The following is an 18,558-nucleotide window of genomic DNA, read 5'->3' on the forward strand; positions in this document are numbered from 1 at the left end:
GCCTAGCCGTTGGTGATCAGCTGCATGAGCTGGTCGTAGTCTGCAACCTGGCTAAAGGTCACCCGGTCTGCGACGTCACGGAAATAGGCAGCTGCGCTATCGATGCGTTGCTTCTCGTCGGTTCGCAACGCCTCTTTCAGCGCGCTGCCCTTCGTTTCTGCGACGAAGTAGAGACTGCGCGTCTCGGCCGTCTCCACCGCGATGGCCCAGTCCGGGTTGTACCCACCGCCGGGCGTTGGGATTGAGAACCCCTTGGGCAGCTTGGCATAGACCACCACCTCGTCGGCGGCTTCCAGTCGCTGCGCGAAGGCGCGCTCCTTGGATGAATCCACCGCGACATGGTCGAGCACATGCTTGCCGGCCGCGAGCACCGCACCTACCGGCAGGTCGCGCCGATCGGTGTCGAAGATGGCGACGTCGTAAGCCTCGCCGGTCTTTTCGTATCGCAGGGTCTCAATGGCGAGGGCGATCTTTTCCCGCCGGATCAGTTCGGCTGTGCCGCGTAAGAACATTTCCGGGTTCTTGGAGAACAGGGCGAAGGTGTCCTGACGAACGCCTTTCAGGATGCGGCCCACCGTGCCCCGCGTCAGCCGAGTGAGCCCTGCCAGTTCTCCGACAAGGTCGTAGCGCACGTTGGTGACGACCGCCGCCTGCTCGTGCTGGAAGCGTGCCTTCTCTTCCTGGAAGCCTTTCCCAGCACGGACGTCTTCGACGCCGATGTCCGTCTTGAGTTCCGCTCCCGAGACGATGATCACCTGACGATCGACCTTGAGATCCTGATCGAGGCGACGCGTGGCCGCAGCCACCAAGCGATCCGTGTCGAAATCGGTGAAGTAGACCGCGCGCTGATTGATCCGCGACCACAGCTCCTGAAACGCCGCTTTCTCAAGGTTCGCGCGGCGCAGGCTCGGCGTGACGGTCCCATGCGCGGTTCCTGTCATCCGCGACAGGGCGCTCTGATCCAACACGGTGTCAACCAGGGCGATGACGCCCTCCGCATCCGCCGCCAAACTCTCGGGCAACGGCGGCAGGGCGTCCGTAGCCTTCGCCTCGTGCCACGCCGGAGTAATGTGGTCTCGCTCGTCGATGAAGTCGCTTCTGATCAGCCAACGATGCAGGGCATTGGCTTCGTCCCGGATAAGCTCACGAGATCCAGTCGCGGTCAGGATCGTCTTGCCTGTAAAGTAGGCGACGCTGGCTTCGCGCGGGCGCCCCTCCAGAGCCTTCGTCAGTTCCGCCTGCAAGCTCTTGGCGAAATCCTCGTAGCTTTCCGACGCCACCACCGTGAGCACGTTGATGTCGTGAACCTCGGGCCCATCCGTGCGGCGGCCGAAGTCGTCGACGCTGATGCGCAGTCCGCGCCCAACCTCCTGGCGCTTGCCGATCTCGTGGTCCGACTGCTTCAGGGTGCAGATGGTGAAGACGTTGGGATTGTCCCAGCCTTCTCGCAGGGCCGAATGCGAGAAGATGAACCGCACCGGCTCATCCAGCGACAGAAGCCGGCCCTTGTTCTTCAGGATCAGGTCATAGGACGAGACGTCCTTGGCCTCGCCCTTTTCGTCCCCCCGCGCATTGACGGGTGGGTCCGTCAGCCGTCCCGCTTTATCGATGGAGAAATAGCCATCGTGCACGCTGGCGGGATCGTCGCGCTTCACATAGGCGAACCAGGCCTCGTCAGTGGGGTCGAGCTGCGGCAGCTCGTCGATCGCGGCGGCGTATTCCTCTTCGAAAATCCTGGCGTACTCGCCCGCCACGGCGCCGGCGTCATCGTAACGGCGATACTTGGCCACCTCGTCGATGAAGAACAGCGACAGCACCTTGATCCCGCGCCGGTACAGCAAGCGCTCGCGCTCGAAATGAGCACGGATGGTTTCGCGGATCTGGACACGCCGGACAGCGGCCTCGTCGGCCTGCCCCTGAACCCGGCCTTCCTCTAGCACCACGCCGTTGGTGAAGCTCAGGGTACGGGACACTGCATCGATGTCGGCAACGGTATGGCCCTCATAGGCGGCCAGCCCCCCCGACAAGTTGTGAAGGTCGTCACCCTTTTTGAGCCACCGGGCGGTTCTTTTGACCTTGCCCGCATTGAGGACGGTTTCGATATCGACGCGCGCCTCGGGCGGCTTGTCGGCCGAGACACGGATGTCGGACATATAGAGATAGCCGTGAACGCCGGTCAGACCCTTCACGGTGACGCCGCGGACGTTGATCCGCTTGACCAGCTTGCGAGTGTAAGCATCCAGCGCGTCTAGGCGGTGGACCAGGTTGTGGCGCGTCTTGTGGGTGGCGGAGAAGCGCAGGGCGATGGGCGCTCTGAAGCGGCTGAGCGCCTCTTGGGTCTTGGCGCCTTCCAGCCGCTGAGGTTCGTCAAGGATCAGGATGGGGTGATTGCCCGCGATCAGGTCGATCGGGCGGCGCGATTGAAAGGCGTCCATCTCGCGGAACATCCGCAGCGTCTTGGACTCCTTGCCCTCGGCGTTCACCTCGGAGGCAAAGGCCTGCGTGTTGATGATCATGCAGTGCAGGCCGGGACTGTCCGAAAAGGCCAGGATCGGCTCAGGCCGGCCGCTGTCATAGATGAAGCGCCGGACCTTGTGCCCATAGCGTTCCTGGAAGTGCGCCTCGGTGTCCGCGAAAGTCTTGAACACCCCCTCGCGGATGGCGACCGACGGCACGACGACAATGAATTTCGACCACCCGTAGCGCTCGTACAGCCGGTACATGGTGTCGATGTAGACGTAGGTCTTGCCGGTCCCGGTCTCCATCTCAACATCGAAATTGATCGGCGCTGCTCGGGTGGAGACCAGTTTGTCCGAAGGCGGCAAATGCTCCCGCATCTGCACCCGGCGAACGTTCTCCAGCAATTGAGCTTCGCTCAGCTGCACCGCCGCATTGCGGAAGCCCGTCTCGCCGATCAGCGCCATCTGAGCTGACCGCTCACGTCCCGGGTCGATCTGATAACTCAGTCCTTCGACGCGGGGCTGGCCTTCGAAACAATCGACGACGGCCTCGGCGGCCACGCGCTGATAGTCGAGCGGCTTGAACTGCTGGACGGTCATGGCGCCTACAGCACCCGCACGGCGGTGTCGGGCGCGCGCTGCTTAAAGCGGCTGGCGACGTTTTCCTTGGCCGCGTCCGAGACGAAACCGTCGTCGCGGAACATGACGCGCAATGGCTTCATCGCCGCAAGAGCGTCGGCCAGCTCGGTGTCGATGCCGCCCTGCCCGTTCGCAGGCCGCGCGAAGCAAGCGATGAGGGCCGCGCCCTCGACGCCTTCGGCCGGCGGGTCGACTATCCATATCGTCCGGCCCAGCAGTTCGTCGCGGCGCACCGGTAGGGTGATGTCCACCCCCCAGCGCAGCAGTGCGCCGAAAAGCAGATCCTCGTCGGTCCGATCGTCCTTGATGTGGCTGATCAGGCCGTCGAGCATCGCTTGGGCCGCCTGATCCGGCGCGACGCGGGTGTCTTGGAAATTGCTACTGTCGATGCGGAAGGCGCGGAAGCCCGCGTCGAGTTTGCCCTTGAGGTCGGGGTTGTCGGCGAGGATTTTGGCTCCGGCGCGACGGATACGCTCCCGCGATAGCTGGGATATCGTATCGAACCGTACATCGCCCGACCTGTCCTCAGCATCAATCTCTACCGGTGCCTGAACCAGAATGGTCCGTCTTGACCCGCCGTCCGCAGCGTTCAGGTCGATACAGGCGTGCGCCGTGGTTCCGGAGCCCGCGTAGAAGTCGACAATGATCGCGTCCTTATCGGACCGGCAGACGGCGTCTATGCTGTCGCGGATGGTCCACAGACTCTTCGGATAGGTGAAGCCCGCCCCCTCGATGAGCGTGTTTACGAGCTTGGTCCCGTACTCATTCGAGTCATATCTTTTATCGTCCCAGAGGGCCTTCTGAAGACCGAACGTTTTTCCGATTTCGATCTCGTAGCCGTACGCCGTGCGTCGCGCGCGCAGCATCTCGCGAATGCCATCCACAGATTGGCGGGCATAGCGCCACTTCCGTTCCGTTCCTTCGCGATCGATCGGATAGACCAGGGCGAGATCGCCCTCCCACTCTGTTTGAGCAGGGTGGTAGTCATCAGAACACACATCACCGAACCCAACGATCTCGCCGTTCCTGACATGGATTGGGTAGAAGCAGTTCTTTGCATCAGACCGCTCGGATTCCCCGCCCCAGTTTCTGAGATGACTCCAATCGACGTTCGAGGCTTCGATTACGCGATCATGAATAAGCTTTCTGCCCGCGGGTACGACGAAAAGGGCGAATTCGTTGGTGAAAGAGAAGTTTTTCCCCTGCACGCCTCGCGGATTGTGAACGAGTACGACAGGTATATATTCCTTAGCACCCTCCCCGAATATTTCCTTCAGAACTAAGTCAAGAGCTGAAACCTCGTTCTGGTCGATTGCGCATACCAAGACACCGTCTTCTGCCAACAAATTTTTTGCCAGACGGAGAGGGGCATAGATGGATGACAGCCAATCGGAATGGAATCGTCCATTCGTCTGTAGGTTCGTTGAGAGCCGGCGCCCTTCTTCATCAACGTCGCCCGATGATTCGAGAAACTCGGCGCGGCTGACCGAATAGTCGTTCTTGTATATTAGATTTCTGCCCGTGTTGTAGGGCGGGTCGATGTATATCATCTTAACCTTGCCCAGATAGGTCTCCTGCAACAGCTTCAGGGCGTCCAAGTTGTCGCCCTCAATGAACAGGTTGCGGGTGATGTCGAAGTCGACGCTGTCTTCGCGCATAGGACGCAGCGTCTTATCGATCGGCGAGTTGGCGGTCAGCAGCGCCTGGCGCTTTCCGGGCCAGTCTAACCGGTAGCGCTCCTGAGGGCCGTCAACCAAATGATCGGACAGGGCTTGGCGCAGCAAGTCAAAATCAATGACGGGCTCACCGCGATCAGACGCAGACCCGGCCGGTCCTTCAGTCGCGCATTCCGGGAACATTTCGGCCAGTCGAGCGATGTTCTGCCGCGTCAGGTCCACCGAAGTTGTAGTGAGTTTTTCGATCGGCATTTAAAGATCCAGAGCAGGCGCGTTGCGTCTCGCGGTTTTTGGCCACCATGGCCACTTCATGGCGCCCCGGAACGGACACCGCGACAGGGGGCGGAGCTAGAAGCCCGCCTCCAGAGCGTAAAGTGAGAGATAGATCAACATTCGGGCGACGAGGCCACTGCCGCGCCCCCCTTCTACGCCATTCCGCACCGGCCTACCGCCCAAAGAGATCGGAAGCTTGTTACGCCATTCCCCGCCGGCTCCTCCCGGGAAGCGGTGCCCTTGGGTACGCACGAAATCCGCAAATCGGAGCTTGGTGGCTCGGTTTGCGGACCAGAAAGTCATGGGTCGGTAGGCTTGGCTCGCCAAACTTGGTATCAAGTCGAGGTTCTGCCTGAGGAACTCTCTGATGCCGGGAAGCGCAGACTGAGTGTGCCCTCTCATGTTGTAGCCCGCGTCGGGATCAAATCGCGCCTCTATGTAGTCAGGATCAGCGCCGCCCTGTGTTGACAACCACAGTCGGAAGGCTGCTTCGCTATCCGCTGCTGGATTTCGTCTCAGCTGGGCTGGCTGCTCCGGCGTGGCAGTGTAGCTAACCCTCCCCTGAACAAGTAAATTTGTGAGGCGGCCCAAGTATCTTTGGCTAAGCCTTTCGGATCCTGATAGATAGTTATCGAACATTCTAGAAAGGGACGCGTACGTTGTCCGATCGGACGCAACGGCAAGAGATTCAGGCCTGCTCCCGAAGCCAAATGATGTGAAGTTAGAGCTACCAAAGAACGCTTCATTGCCATTCATATACAGCTTTGTATGAACGTCTGGCATTCCGAATATCTGGACCGATCTACCAAACCGCGAACACAAGAGTAAGAAATCCCGTGGATCGTTGTCCAGCCTCAGAGGCACCGGATCAGACTGTCTTGGGAGCCGCGTTATGATACGGACACGCTGATGCTTCACCGGGTCTAGCTTCAGCAGTGGGCCTCTGCGCGCGAACGGGGCAATCAAGTCAATCCTATGACCATCTAAGACTCGGTCTAGTGTGTCTTGAGAAGGCCGATCAATCATATCATCGAATATCATCGCGCAATCCGCTCGCTTTAAACTAGACTATTGATGCTAGATGATCAGCATCTTCAGTCGATCTTGCGCCGCCCGCAGCTCCCGGTTTTTCTCGATCTGGCGCGCGAAGTCCGCTTCGCGTCTCACCGCCGACCGCAACCGTTCCACGGCTTTGGCCTGCGCCGCGACTTCGGACAAGCGTTCAGCATGCGCCCTGAGACCCTCATGATCGCGCGCCGGGTGGGGCCACAGGCTGCGCAAGAGCCCAGCATACAGGCCGTCTAACGTCACCGCAGGAGGCAGCGGAGACCGCGACGTTTCGATTGGAGCCCACCCGCCATGCCAATGCTCATGCGTCACAACGCGGCTCTGATCTGCCGCGCTGGTCCGCTTGAAAGCGGCGACGGCCTGCACCTCGGCGCCGTCCAGGGTGTTACGAACCAGTTCGAACCAAGTCTGTCGCGGCAGGGCCCTATCGATATGCGTCAGCACCCGCTCATCGAGACCGTCGGCCCTCAGCATCACCTGGATCACCTGAATCTCCGAGACGCCTCCCCCCGCCGGCAGATTTACGCTCCGCTCGAACAGCTTCCAGGCCCAGTCGATGCGGTCGACTTGCGCTTCATAAAGGGCGCGGATGGTCTTTCCCCCGCCCGCGCGGCGAAAAAGCTGATCGCGAGGAATACGTCGATCTACCCGGGCGGCCTCGGGCCAAGCGTAGAGCGCGTTCACACCTCGGTCCGCCGGACGACGATGAAGGCGATGAGCTCAAAATCATCCAAGCCGGCCACCTCTCCGACCAACGCGGTGGTCGGGCCGGCGGAGAACAGGCTGTCCAGATCCTTCTGCTCTTTCACCTGGACCATCGAATTCACGGCGGAGTTCAGCAGATCCGAATATCGCTCCATCCGCCGCCCGTCGTCTGTCTCCTTGTTGAAAGGCTCGAAAAGAGCCGGGTCCGGCTCGGTCCGGCTGCGCGCCGCGCCGCGAAGCAAGTCGAGAACCTGCTTCGGCTCCGTATGACGGACCAGGGCGGACCCGTCTTCGCGAACGTAGACGAGGTAGAAGGGGTGGAGCCTATTGTGGCCACGAAGCTCGGTCGAAGCGTCGAGGTTGCGCAGGCAGAAGATGACACCAGCCGGAAGCTTGTCGCTGGCCGGGACAATGGCGTGCATGCCCAGCGGGGCGTCATCCAAACTGCCGTGCTCTCGTATATAGCTGACCAGGTCCATGCGGAAGTCGTTCAGCCCAAGATCCGTGATGCTGACGCCCTGCCGGACGTCCTCAAGATCGACCACCTCAGTCTGAAGCTTCTTCAACTGGTCGCGGCGGTACTCGACATCGTTTTCTCGGGCCGTGAGGGGATTGTCGTCTCCGGTCGCGGTTAGGTCCGCGATGACCATACGGCCTTCGACCCGGTCCTTCAGGTTGATGTAGTCGTCCAGGCTGATGTTCGGCCAGTAGCTGACCAGCTGGATTCGGTCGTTGGTGCTGCCGATGCGGTCGACCCGGCCGAAGCGCTGGATGATGCGAACCGGGTTCCAGTGAATGTCGTAGTTCACCACCACATCGCAATCCTGAAGGTTCTGGCCTTCCGAGATGCAGTCGGTGGCGACCAGCACGTCGATGTCGCGGGCCTCGCCCTTGAGACGTGGGATCTGCGCCTTCTTTTTCGATACCGGCGAGAACAGAGTCAGGATGGCGCTGAAATCATACCCTTGGCCCAAGGTCGTCTTCGGAGCACCGCTACCGGTCACCAAGGCCAGCGCGCGCCCATCGCCAGCCTCCAGCACGGGCTTCAACTCGCGATAGAGATATTCGGCGGTGTCGGCGAAGGCGGTAAAGATCAGCAGCTTGCCATTGCCGGAATTGATCGGATCGCGCGCCTTGTCCTGCACGAAACGAATGAGGTGCTGCAGTTTCTCATCATCGCGCGGCGTGACCCGATGCATGACATCGAGCAGCGCCTCGATCACAGCCACATCCGCCTCAACGTCGCGCTTGTAACTGACCAGGTCCATGTCCTCGAAGGCGACGCGAACCTGACCACGCTCCAGCCCGGCCGAGGCGCCGTCATCATCATCGGGATCGACCTCGACCTCCGCTTCCAGCGCTAAGGCGTCCGCGCCCCCACGCTCGAAGCGTTCGATGGCCGCCAGCGTCTCCCGATGCACCCCGCCCAGCCGGTCCAGTGTGAGGCGGAAGGCTTCCACAGAGCTCTCCAGCCGCTTTAGCAGGTTCACTCGCATCAGCGACTTGATGGCCGTCTCCCGGTCTGCTTGCCGAAGGCGCGCACCGGCGGTCTCGGTGTCGTACATGTCGCCGTAGCGGGCCGCCCGACTGGGGTGGACGTAGGTGATGGGCGCGTAGACCGCCAAGGTCAGCCGCGTGAGCTCCTCATAGATGTCCTTAAAGCTGGGCACGTCGTCGCGTGCGGTCAGCGCCGGACTGAACGACCGGGGCGGCAGCCGCTGGGGAAAGCTTCCGATCTCGGCAGTGTCGTAGTGCGTGGTGATGTGCCGTCGCGACCGGGCGATGGTGACGCTGTCGAGAAGCTCGAAGAAAGCGAAGTCCAGCCGGTCCATGATGGCGGCGGGCGTGCGCTCGTCGACCGGTAGCTCCTGCCACTCGTTGAACGCGCGCTGAGCCTGACGGAAGATTTCCTCCACGCTCTGCCCGCTGGACAACTTCTCCGACAGCGCCCGACTGTTGCCCTCGTAGGCGAGCGCCAGCTGGTTGCGAAGGTCATTGAAGCGATTGTTCACTGGCGTGGCCGACAGCATCAGCACCTTGGTGCGTACACCTTCGCGGATGACGCGGTTGAGCAGAGCTCGATACCGAGTGTCCGCCTCGCCCTGTTCCTGGGTGGCGTCGTCGTTCCGGAAGTTATGGGACTCGTCGATAACGACCAGGTCGTAATTGCCCCAATTCACCTGATCTAGAGGCATGCCGAAAGCTGACCCGCGCGTCCTGAGCAGATCGGTATGGGCCAGCACGTCGTAGCGGAAGCGATCCTCGACCAGGATGTTGGTCGTCAGGTTGCGGTTGTAGGTCAGCCAGTTGTCCGCCAACTTCTTGGGGCAGAGCACGAGTACCGATTTGTTCCTGAGCTCGTAATACTTGATCACCGCCAGCGCGGTGAACGTCTTTCCCAGGCCCACGCTGTCGGCGAGAATGCAGCCGTTGTAGGTCTCCAGCTTGTTAATCAGGCCTAGCGCGGCGTCCTGCTGGAACTTGAACAGCGTGTTCCAGACCTTGGTCTCCCGGAAGCCGGTCCGTTCGTTCGGTAGGAGGTCTTCGTTGATATCCTCCAGGAACGTCCTGAAGATCACCGACAGCATCAGATGGTAAATGCGCGACGGCGGATTTTCGGCATAGACGCGCTCGAGCTGTCGACAAAGATCCTCGGTCACATCGACCAGGCGATCGCGGTCGTTCCAAAGCTGGTCGAAAAGGCCAACGTACCGATCCAATGAAACGGGATCGTCGGTCTTGTTGATCATGGTGAGGTGACCGGGCTGATAGCCCAGGTCGGCTGCGGTCAGGCCTTGGAGTCCAGCGTAAACGGCGCCCGCACCTTCATCCCCCCGCGTGCACATGAACGAGGGAATGGGGTTGCCTGGGTTGGCTTTGAACGTCGCCCGTTGTCGTATCCACGCCGCGCAATCCCGCGCCAGCGCCCGACTGGTCATCTGGTTGCGCAGGCGGATTTCGAAGGGCGTGCCCCCGAGGTCGCGCCTATGCATGACCGGTGGGATCAGGAATTCCCGATGCGACGCTCGGCCTCCGCCGTCTGTCACGAAGGACGGCCCGGTGAAGATAAAGTCTAACGCGGCGAGGTTGCGCAAAGCTGGTTCTAGCGCCGCAAAGGCGTGAATTGAAAAGCTGGCAGCGCTAACCTTCGCTTGCGTGCTCCTACGCAGCTCGTCCTTTAGGTCGTCGCCAAGGATTTCGGATACGTTGTCGATGATCTTCATACACTGACTGAACCGCGTTCCACTCCGAACCACAACCGTTCATGCGCCGCCATAGTCGTGGACGAAGGCGTGGGCAGGTACCTGCCGCCGGACGGACGCAGCCCACCGAACTATTCAGGTACCGTGAGCTGTCACTAGGCCGTTGGCGGGCCGCGGGCCTCCTCGCAACCGTTCGAAGGCGCAAGTCCTGTGAATGCTCCGCCTCGATTGCGTTTCGAGCCTAGGTTGAGACAAACAGGTCAGACTGGCGTATGGCCAACCTCCTTTGAGGTCGCATCTCTATTCTAAACCCTCGGCTGCCACTCTGCGCCATGAGCGGACGCTGGGCACCGGCTTGAGAGCGGACTTTCGAAGGCCCGTTTGTAGGGATGTCGCGATCGCCCGCTGCCTAAGTTGGCCCCAGCTCGAGGACCTCAATGACGCCATCCGTGAAATGGTCTTGGTTAGGGCGTGTCCGCCAGAACGTCAGGAGGTCGACGTCGAGGCTCGCGTCGACCTTCCAAATGTTGTTGGTCGCCTCTTCTTCGTAGGGTGCCAGTATGCCGTCGGGCTGGGTCGCGTCGCCCACCACCGCATAGTCGAAGCGCTTGATAACTGCTGGGTCAATCACGGCGACATTGTCGTGGAACTTGAGGCTCGCGGCAGGCCGCAAGCCGACGCGATAGATCGCCGGGTGGGCGCTTTCATAGAAGACGCCCCGCGCCTCCGGGGCGTGCCGCCAAACGTGCTGGCCCGCGACCGCCTCGCAGGGCACACGTAGCGCGAGCGTCGCCGTCCGATTGGCCGTCGTCTCGCGGTAAACCTTCAGCGGCACAACGCCTGCCGGCGGCGTATGGTCGTCCAACAGGAAGTAGATGACGCCGTCCGAGGCCATCGCGATCGCACGAAGGTCAAGATCGTTCGTGATCTTGGGGAGGCTCGTGAAATAGGCATAAGCGACGTTCTCGAGCTTGCGGTTTCCGCGGACGTTCCAGGCCGAACCCCACACTTCGCCGCTCGCCTTGATCGCCTCGAGCGCCACTTGAGTCGTGTGGTGGAACAGGTCGAGGTCGAAACCGCCGTCGGGTCGTTGATGCGCCCGCCCGGTGCTGCGATCGAGCAGGTCAGGCTGCCCGGCAACGCGGCATCGAAAGATCTGCGAGCGGTCGTCGAAGCGCGCCACGAACCGGTCGTCCGTGGTGGCCACGAGGATTTCATCGCCGCCAGATGTCTCCACGGCAAGCTGCGCGTAGGCCGCGCCTTGGTAGAACGAGAGGACCGGCGGATCGAACATCTTGGGCTCGAACCATCGCCACTCGTCCCCGCGCGGCAGGAAGAGCGCGTCGGGGAGGAATACGCTGTAGCCTAGACCATGCGCGAGCTTGAACTTGATAAAACCCTCGAAACTCGGCGCGTCCCCGGCCGGAAAGGCCATCATCAGGTCGATTGCTCCGGTCTCTGCGCCAGCCTCAACCATCAGGTCATGACTTTGGGGCCAAGACGCCCTGCGTTACCAAGGCTGTCCATGCGAAGCGCGGATTTGCGCCCAGCGTCTCCATCTTTTCCTGGATGGCCGCTTGGGCGATCGCGGGCGTGACCTCCTTGCTGGTCGCGTAAATCAGCGAGATGAAGGTCGTGTAGTCGATCGAGCCGTAGTTTCCCTGATCGATGACGATTTGGTCGAGGACTGACGCTAGTTCCTTCAGGTCGCGCGCGAGCTTGAGTTCGACGCACGTCTTGAGACCTGGCACGCCGAGGTCAGGCTTGTAGCCCCGCAACAGCCCCCGGAACACGATTTTTCCGTCCGGAAGCGCGTCGGGGAACGCCGCACGACAAGTCGCATAGAGGATGTGCTTGACGTGGTCCTCTCGGCTTGGGAGCGCCAAGATTTCTTTGGCGACGAGATGCTCGACGGTGGCACCGATCTGGCCGCACATCTGGTAGAGGAGCTTCTGTGCGCGGTTCGCGAAAATGTAGTCCTCAGGGTTCGCATGAAGGCCGTAGATACGACTCAGGCGTTCAGCGAGACGGGTGAACTCCAAGGTCACCCGGAACTCCTCGCTCCAGGCCTCGACATGTTCGCCGCTCATGAGTTCAACAGTCTCGTCGATGTTTTGGCCCGCACGTCGGATCGCAGCTTCGCTGTCGGCGCGCACGCCCTCTGCCACGCGGTCGAGGTTGACCAGCGCACGAAGCAGGTCCGTGACGTCGCACGCAAGAGGACCGACTTCCTGGCGCGCCCGGTCGACATCGGCGCCGAATTGCGCCCCGTCGTTGGCGATGAGGAGCTGCCAGTCCAGTTTTCCTAGCGTCGTGACGAGGTCCTTGTGGAGGCGCCGCGCTTCGTTTCGATCGAGCATTCGTGTCCGCTTCTGTGACGCTCACTGTGTGCTTCGACGTCCACCGCCTGTCCAGCTTCAAGCGCCGTGAATGGGACTGCGGTCGTCGGTCGCGAGATCAGAGCGCATGTTCACCGCGTCGCCGCGCTGCGTCTATACAACCGTGCGGCTCACGCTATGCGACAACAGCGGACATCCTTGCTCCGCTTAAAGCGGACCTTCGGTGCGTGGATCGTTGAGGGTCTGCCCCCGGCCGACCCAGCGATTTTGGTAGCCGTGTGACCGGTAGATTTGGAAGGTCGTGACAGAACCCCGCCTGACTCGACATCACAAAGCAATTTTTCCCTTTAAAAACAGCTCTAATCTCGTCGCTTCGAAAGCAGCTGCGTCTTGTCATGTATCATGATATTAAAAGCGCTGTGTGACATTTCGGGGCCGCGATGCCTGATCCTGTCGAGAAATATCTCGAACGCTACGGCCCCGCGCTTTCGAGCGAGGTAGCTGCGCATTTGATCAAGGCTGGCTCGGAAGCTCCAGCGGCGCGCAAACGCGTTTCCCGCGCGGGACCCAATGTCAAACGTCTCGCCGGCATCACCTTCCCCCACAAAGCTCGGTTCCTGTATTTGCAGCAGCAGTTCGGGTCGCCGTCGTACTGGGCGAACCTAACGACTGCGCTGATCTCGACACGTTCGGCCTACGGCTACGCGATCGCCGCGCTTCGCCAGCGTAAAGGTCTCGTGCCCACGGCTCATTTCCCCATCGTTTGCGGCAGCCCGCTCCGGCAGTCTCGGCATCTCTCGCCTGAAACGGTTTACCTTCGACTTAGCCAGGCGGGACTGCTGACGAAGGTCACCGTGGGCGGCCTAGGTGAATGCATCGCCCTCATTCAGGGCGACGGTCATTACGAGGCGTGGGCGGAACATGTTCGAGCGCGCCTGTTGACGGAAAACATCCTGCTTCTGGCGGTGAAGGACTGGCTGAAGAAGACCGGGATTGTGAGCTACGGCAAGGTGGCGATCCGGGGCGACGATCCCGCCCCGCAAGTCGGCACCTTCCTCTGGGACCTCTCCGCCCCATCCTACCTGGGTCCCATGGTCCGCACCGGGAAGGACGGGACACGCAAGAACGGTTTCGTGGCGTGCGATGTCCATCTCGGGGAGTCGATGACGCTCGCCGGCGTCGCGCCTTTCGTTCGGAAGTGCCAGACGCTGCGGACCCTGCGCAAGGTCGGGGCATGCCTCCAGATCTTCGTGGCGGACCGCTACGACGGCGCGGCTTTTCAGCTTCTCAAGGAGAACGGGATCATCCCGGCGACGCCGGCGTCGCTCTTCGGAGAAGACGTCGCTTCCGGCCTTCGCCAACTGACGTCCGTCCTGGAGAACGCCGCCCACTCCATCATCAACGCTGACCAGTTCGACGAGTTATTCAGCAAGCTTGGAAAGATCGAAGGGGCGTCCATCCAGCTCCGGGGGACCCTGTTCGAATATCTCGCCGCGGAGATCGCCCGCAAGACGATCTCCACTGACATCAAGATGAATCGCACCTTCAAGCCGACGACCGGAACCCCCGCGAAGGCTGAGGCCGACGTGATTGCGATCACGAGCCATCAATCGATCACCGTGATCGAGTGCAAGGGATACAGTCCCCGGGCGACCATCCCCGACGATCTGTTCAAGCGGTGGCTTCATCACAACGTCCCCACGTGCTTCCGCGAGATCAAGGAACACCCCGATTGGCGAAACCTCGCCGTTAGGTTTGAATTCTGGTCGACCGCCGGCCTGAGTGAAGATGCGCTCAAGCTGTTTGCCAGGGCCAAGGCCCTGATCAACGCTGATCGCTATTCGATCGAAGTCCGTCTTGGCCCCGAACTCTATGTGAACTGTCAGGACACCCACGATCCAAGTTTGATCGCAGCCTTCGAGAAGCATTTCCTGAAGGTCGAGAAGCCGCCTGGGGATTGGCATTAACCAATAGCTTGGGTGTCTTGGACGAACAGGAGCTTCGGATACGATGACCTAAGGCTCATGGACTTGGCTACGCCTCCTGTCCGATTAAGCCGCCAGCCAAGAACACCTGTAGAGAGGCCGCGCGCCAGGTGAGCGGAGGTTGTGATAGCCTCCGCCGCAGGAGGCGAAATGAACCAAGTCGAACCGCATAAGCACGCGGTCATCCGGAAGCTGTCGATCCGCCAGTACCGTGGGCTGAGGGCGCTCGACTGGCGGCCTGATCCGACCCTTAACCTGCTCCTCGGCGGCGGCGATGTCGGTAAGACGACGGTTCTCGACGCCGTCGGTCTGCTGCTGAGCGCATCCAACGCCGGGACAGTGTCAGAGACTGACTACTGGCGGCGCGACAACACCACGGAGTTCTCGATCGAGGGCGTCGTCTCCTTGGCGAACAGCGTCGATCCCACCAGTCTCCCGACGCTGCTCATGCCGTGGGAGTGGAACGGCGAGGACGCCGCCCTTCCGGGCAATCCGCAAGACGGCAATGTCGCGGAAGCCACAAATCCTGTTTACCGGCTGCGCGTCCGAGGAACCCCCGATCTGGAGTTGGTGTGGGAGTTCGTCCAGCCTGACGACAGCACCATTCCCTTGTCGACCGCGTTTCGAAAGAAAATCGGACTGATCCGGCTGAGCGCTGACGACCGCAATGACCGTGATCTGCGCTTGGTGTTCGGTTCAGCGCTAGACCGGCTCTTGGCAGATCCGGCGATCAAAGCGCGCATAGCCAAACAGGTAGCCGAGCAGGACTTCGCCGCTCCCGTGGGGGACGATGGTCTCAGGGCGCTACAGCGGCTGGACAAGCGCTTGATCGCTGCCTCTCTGCCGCACGGCGTCCAACTGGGCCTGACAGCAAGCCAGGGGCTTTCCATCGGTGCCTTAATCGGCTTGCTGGCTGATCGCGACGGCGTAGCTCTCCCTTTGGCGAGCTGGGGCGCGGGAACACGCCGGATGGCTGCGTTGGAAATTGCCTCGTCGATCCAAGCCGATAATCCCGTCACCGTCATCGACGAGATCGAGCGGGGGCTGGAGCCTTACCGGCTTCGCCAGCTCATGGCCGTGCTGCAAAGCACGTTCGGCCAATGCTTCGTCACGACCCATAGTCCCGTCGCGGTCCATTGCGCCCACTGGGGCAAGCTTTGGTATATGGACCCGGCCGGACGGATCGGCGAATTGGTGCAGGATAAGATCGCTGCCCAGCAGCAGCGCGATCCGGAGACCTTCTTGGCCAAGCTAGCGGTGATCGCAGAAGGCCCCACCGAAATCGGGTTCCTGCGGCGGTTGCTGGAGCTAGCCTTCAAGGGCGATCCCCTGAATGTTGGTGTCCGACTTTGCGACGGCCAAGGAAACCAGCAGACCCTTGGCCTGCTCGAGGCCCTAGGAGAGGCGCGCGTAAGTTTCGCGGCCATCGCCGATGATGAAGGCAAGCAGGCCGGTCGATGGACCACGCTCAAGCAGGCCATGGGCGACCGCCTTTTGCGATGGGACGGTGCCTGCACCGAAAAGATAGTGATCGACCTCCTTCCGGAAGGTCGGCTGCCGGACCTTCTGAAGACGGCGGCTGGCGGCTGGGACGGCGAACGCCTTCGCACCTTGGCGACGCGGCTCGGTATTGAGGACAAGTCGCTGTCGGCCATCCGCGCGGCCTTGGCGGCCAGCGGCGGATCGCTACGACAGGTGATGATCGCGGCCGCCACCGGCGATGCGACGGAAGCACCCGAGGGCGCGGAGAAGGAGTGGAAGGCTCACGCCGGACGATGGTTCAAGTCGAGGCCGGGCGGCTACGATCTGGCCGGCTACGCACTGGCCGATGACGTCTGGCCGAAGATGGAGCCGGTCGTCCTGCCGCTCCTCAACGCCATCCTGACCGCAGTGGCGATGCCGGCGATTGAAAGCCTCGACCGTGTCTGACGTCTCCGTCGCGGCATTGTTGAGATCGGACGAGCCGTTGGTCGTCATCGAGGCGCCGGCGGGATGCGGAAAGACCTTCCAGGGCGCAGCCTATGCGCGGGACATGTCGCAGACGCTGGGCCAGGGCCGGCTGCTGATCCTCACGCACACACATGGCGCCTGTGGTGTTTTCGCAGAGCGCACGCGCGGCCTGTCCGCGCGCGTGGACATACGGACACTAGACTCCCTCATCGGCCAGGTTGCGACCCTCTATCGCCGCGCGCTCGGCCTGCCGGACAACCTCTCGACGTGGGCCTACCAGGATGACGGCGCTGGCTTTGGGATCATGGCGGAGAAGGTCGCGGGCTATTTGGAACGGCATCCGATCGTTCGCCAGGCGCTGGCACAGCGCTATCCGGTCATAGTCTGCGACGAGCACCAAGACGCCAGCGAAGCGCAGCATCGCACCATCATGGCGCTTCGTCTGGGCGGCGCGCGGTTGCGGATTTTCGGCGATCCGCTCCAGGCAATCTTCGCCAGCGACAAGTCCGACAGGGCTATGGCCGCCGCGCTCGCACAGTGGGAGGCGCTGAAGGAGAGCGCGGCGTTCGACGAACTGGCTCACCCCCACCGTTGGCAAGCGGGAACTCCCGCCCTCGGTCAGTGGGTTCTCGCCGCCCGAACTGAACTCAAGGCGGGCCGATCCGTACCGCTGAACGGGCCGGCCGTGCAGGGGCTGCACATCGTGCGCGCCGATAACGTTTCGCCCGCGCGCACGGCCTACCAGGTAAGTCGCGCGCAACGCACGCCGATCGACGCGGCGGTGCAAGGTCCGGTCATGGTCTTGGCCGCCAGCAACGAGCGCGTCGGGGCGTTAAGCGCGTTCTGGGGACGACGCATCCCTGTCTGGGAGGGCCATACGCGATCGGCCCTAGCGGACTTGGTACAGACCGCCAAGGCCCACAGAGGTGACGCCGAACAGCTCGCGCAAGGCGTCGTTCGGTTCGCCTCCTCCATCGCAGGCAGCGGCTTTTCGGCCGGGAGCCATGGAGACCGGCTGGTCAAAGAGGTGCGCGACGGTTGCGCTAAGTCGGCGCGCGGTAAGCCGGGCAACATCCAGCGGCTCGCCCACCATGTTTTAGCGTCGCCCGACCATCGAGGCGTCGCCCTCGCCCTGAAAGAGTTAAGCGATCTCGTGGACGCCAAGGCCGATGGCTTCGGCGACATTAAGGTCGTCCACCGCAGCGAGCTTCGCGATGCGATCCGCCTGAAAGCCTTCGCCTGTCCCGACGAAGGCTATGCGGAGATCGCCCGGCGGCGGTCACAGGCGATGCCGGTGCCACCCGCCAGAACGCTGAGCACGATCCACAAAGCTAAGGGTCTGGAGTGCGACAACGCCGTGCTGATCGCCGGCGACCGCGACCAGTTCGGCGGAACCCGGTATGCCCGCTGCAAGCTCTATGTCGCGCTCAGCCGGGCCAGGCACTCGCTAACCATCGTCGTATCGCAGAACAATCCCAGCTCGCTGTTCAACGTCGCCTGAGGGGGTGTTCAGCCGGCCGGGCCGCAGAATGTCGGAAGAGTTGCGAACGACTAAGGACGTCGGAGATCGGGTACCTTCGCGTCCAAATGCCGACCAGCAGGCCTTACAACTTCGCAAATGAGTCAAAAGCGGCAGCTAAGCCCGCGGCGAAATATGGCAAAAACTTGTCGGATGGGTCATGTGGATTGAAGGCTTGAAATCGGCTGATGCAGAACCCTGTACAAAACTTATGCAAAGTTATTGCATGTGCGAACGGCTATCCTGTTGATTTTGTTTGTTTCGCGCAGCTGAAAAAGGCGACCCTACATCACCCACCATCGTCCCTGACTTCAGACCCTTGGAAACACGCGGATCGTGATCCGTTCGCGTTCGCCTTCCTTTCGCTCAACCAGCAGGCGGGCGACCTGGGCGTCGTCGTGGAACAGATAGCCCTTGATGGCGTCCAGCAGCGCCTTGGCCAGATTATCCAGGTCCATCCAGGGCGGGTCGCCCACATGCTCCATCACGATCTCAACGACATAGTCGCCATAGGACGGGCGTGAGCCCCGCCATTCCTTGCGGAAGAATTCATAGACCAGCGGCTTGTAGTATTTCGCCTGGGTCGTCAGGCCGTCGATCATGATCTCGACGACCTCGCCGACCTCGCGCGCGCGGACCTTGCCCGACACGATCCATTCGCGGTTCATGGGATAAGACATGGTCCGGCGGACCCGCCGACCATTATCCTGATCGGGACATCTGACATGCCCATTCCTCGACT

General features: G+C 61.7%; 10 protein-coding genes. 3 read left to right on the forward strand and 7 right to left on the reverse strand.

Annotated elements, in window-relative coordinates; translation table 11 throughout:
- Positions 1–2: 2 nt before the first annotated feature.
- The 6 genes from JIP62_RS04335 to JIP62_RS04360 all read right to left on the reverse strand — a co-directional run bounded on the left by JIP62_RS04335 (position 3) and on the right by JIP62_RS04360 (position 12,383).
- The gene (locus JIP62_RS04335) at positions 3–3,059 is read right to left on the reverse strand and encodes a restriction endonuclease (RefSeq protein WP_201103690.1); all 3,057 of its coding nucleotides are present in this window, start codon (positions 3,057–3,059) and stop codon (positions 3–5) included.
- A gap of 5 nt (positions 3,060–3,064) precedes the next feature.
- The gene (locus tag JIP62_RS04340; RefSeq protein WP_201103691.1) at positions 3,065–5,026 is read right to left on the reverse strand and encodes a site-specific DNA-methyltransferase; all 1,962 of its coding nucleotides are present in this window, start codon (positions 5,024–5,026) and stop codon (positions 3,065–3,067) included.
- A gap of 1,098 nt (positions 5,027–6,124) precedes the next feature.
- Positions 6,125–6,799, reverse strand: a complete 675-nt coding sequence (locus JIP62_RS04345; RefSeq protein ID WP_201103692.1) for a DUF4391 domain-containing protein — start codon at positions 6,797–6,799, stop codon at positions 6,125–6,127.
- Complete coding sequence (locus tag JIP62_RS04350) at positions 6,796–10,044, reverse strand: helicase-related protein (RefSeq protein WP_201103693.1); 3,249 nt, start codon at positions 10,042–10,044, stop codon at positions 6,796–6,798. The genes JIP62_RS04345 and JIP62_RS04350 overlap by 4 nt, the downstream gene beginning before the upstream one ends.
- A 388-nt stretch (positions 10,045–10,432) precedes the next feature.
- Positions 10,433–11,461, reverse strand: a complete 1,029-nt coding sequence (locus JIP62_RS04355; protein WP_201103694.1) for a hypothetical protein — start codon at positions 11,459–11,461, stop codon at positions 10,433–10,435.
- A 43-nt stretch (positions 11,462–11,504) separates the two neighbouring features.
- The gene (locus JIP62_RS04360; RefSeq protein WP_201103695.1) at positions 11,505–12,383 is read right to left on the reverse strand and encodes a hypothetical protein; all 879 of its coding nucleotides are present in this window, start codon (positions 12,381–12,383) and stop codon (positions 11,505–11,507) included.
- A gap of 419 nt (positions 12,384–12,802) precedes the next feature.
- On the opposite strand from JIP62_RS04360, the gene JIP62_RS04365 reads away from it, so the two are divergent.
- From JIP62_RS04365 to JIP62_RS04375, 3 genes are all read left to right on the forward strand, one after another.
- The gene (locus JIP62_RS04365) at positions 12,803–14,329 is read left to right on the forward strand and encodes a hypothetical protein (protein WP_201103696.1); all 1,527 of its coding nucleotides are present in this window, start codon (positions 12,803–12,805) and stop codon (positions 14,327–14,329) included.
- 168 nt (positions 14,330–14,497) lie between these two features.
- A complete protein-coding gene (locus tag JIP62_RS04370) occupies positions 14,498–16,276 on the forward strand; it encodes an ATP-dependent nuclease (RefSeq protein WP_201103697.1) in 1,779 nt (592 codons plus the stop codon).
- Positions 16,269–17,798 (forward strand): UvrD-helicase domain-containing protein, encoded by a 1,530-nt coding sequence (locus tag JIP62_RS04375; RefSeq protein WP_201103698.1) that lies wholly within the window; start codon positions 16,269–16,271, stop codon positions 17,796–17,798. Before JIP62_RS04370 ends, JIP62_RS04375 begins: the two co-directional genes overlap by 8 nt.
- Positions 17,799–18,127: 329 nt before the next feature.
- Here JIP62_RS04375 and JIP62_RS04380 read toward each other — a convergent pair whose 3' ends face one another.
- Positions 18,128–18,496, reverse strand: a complete 369-nt coding sequence (locus tag JIP62_RS04380) for a RusA family crossover junction endodeoxyribonuclease (protein WP_230974857.1) — start codon at positions 18,494–18,496, stop codon at positions 18,128–18,130.
- Positions 18,497–18,558: the final 62 nt, after the last annotated feature.

This window comes from Brevundimonas vitisensis, from assembly GCF_016656965.1.
Classification (GTDB): domain Bacteria; phylum Pseudomonadota; class Alphaproteobacteria; order Caulobacterales; family Caulobacteraceae; genus Brevundimonas; species Brevundimonas vitisensis.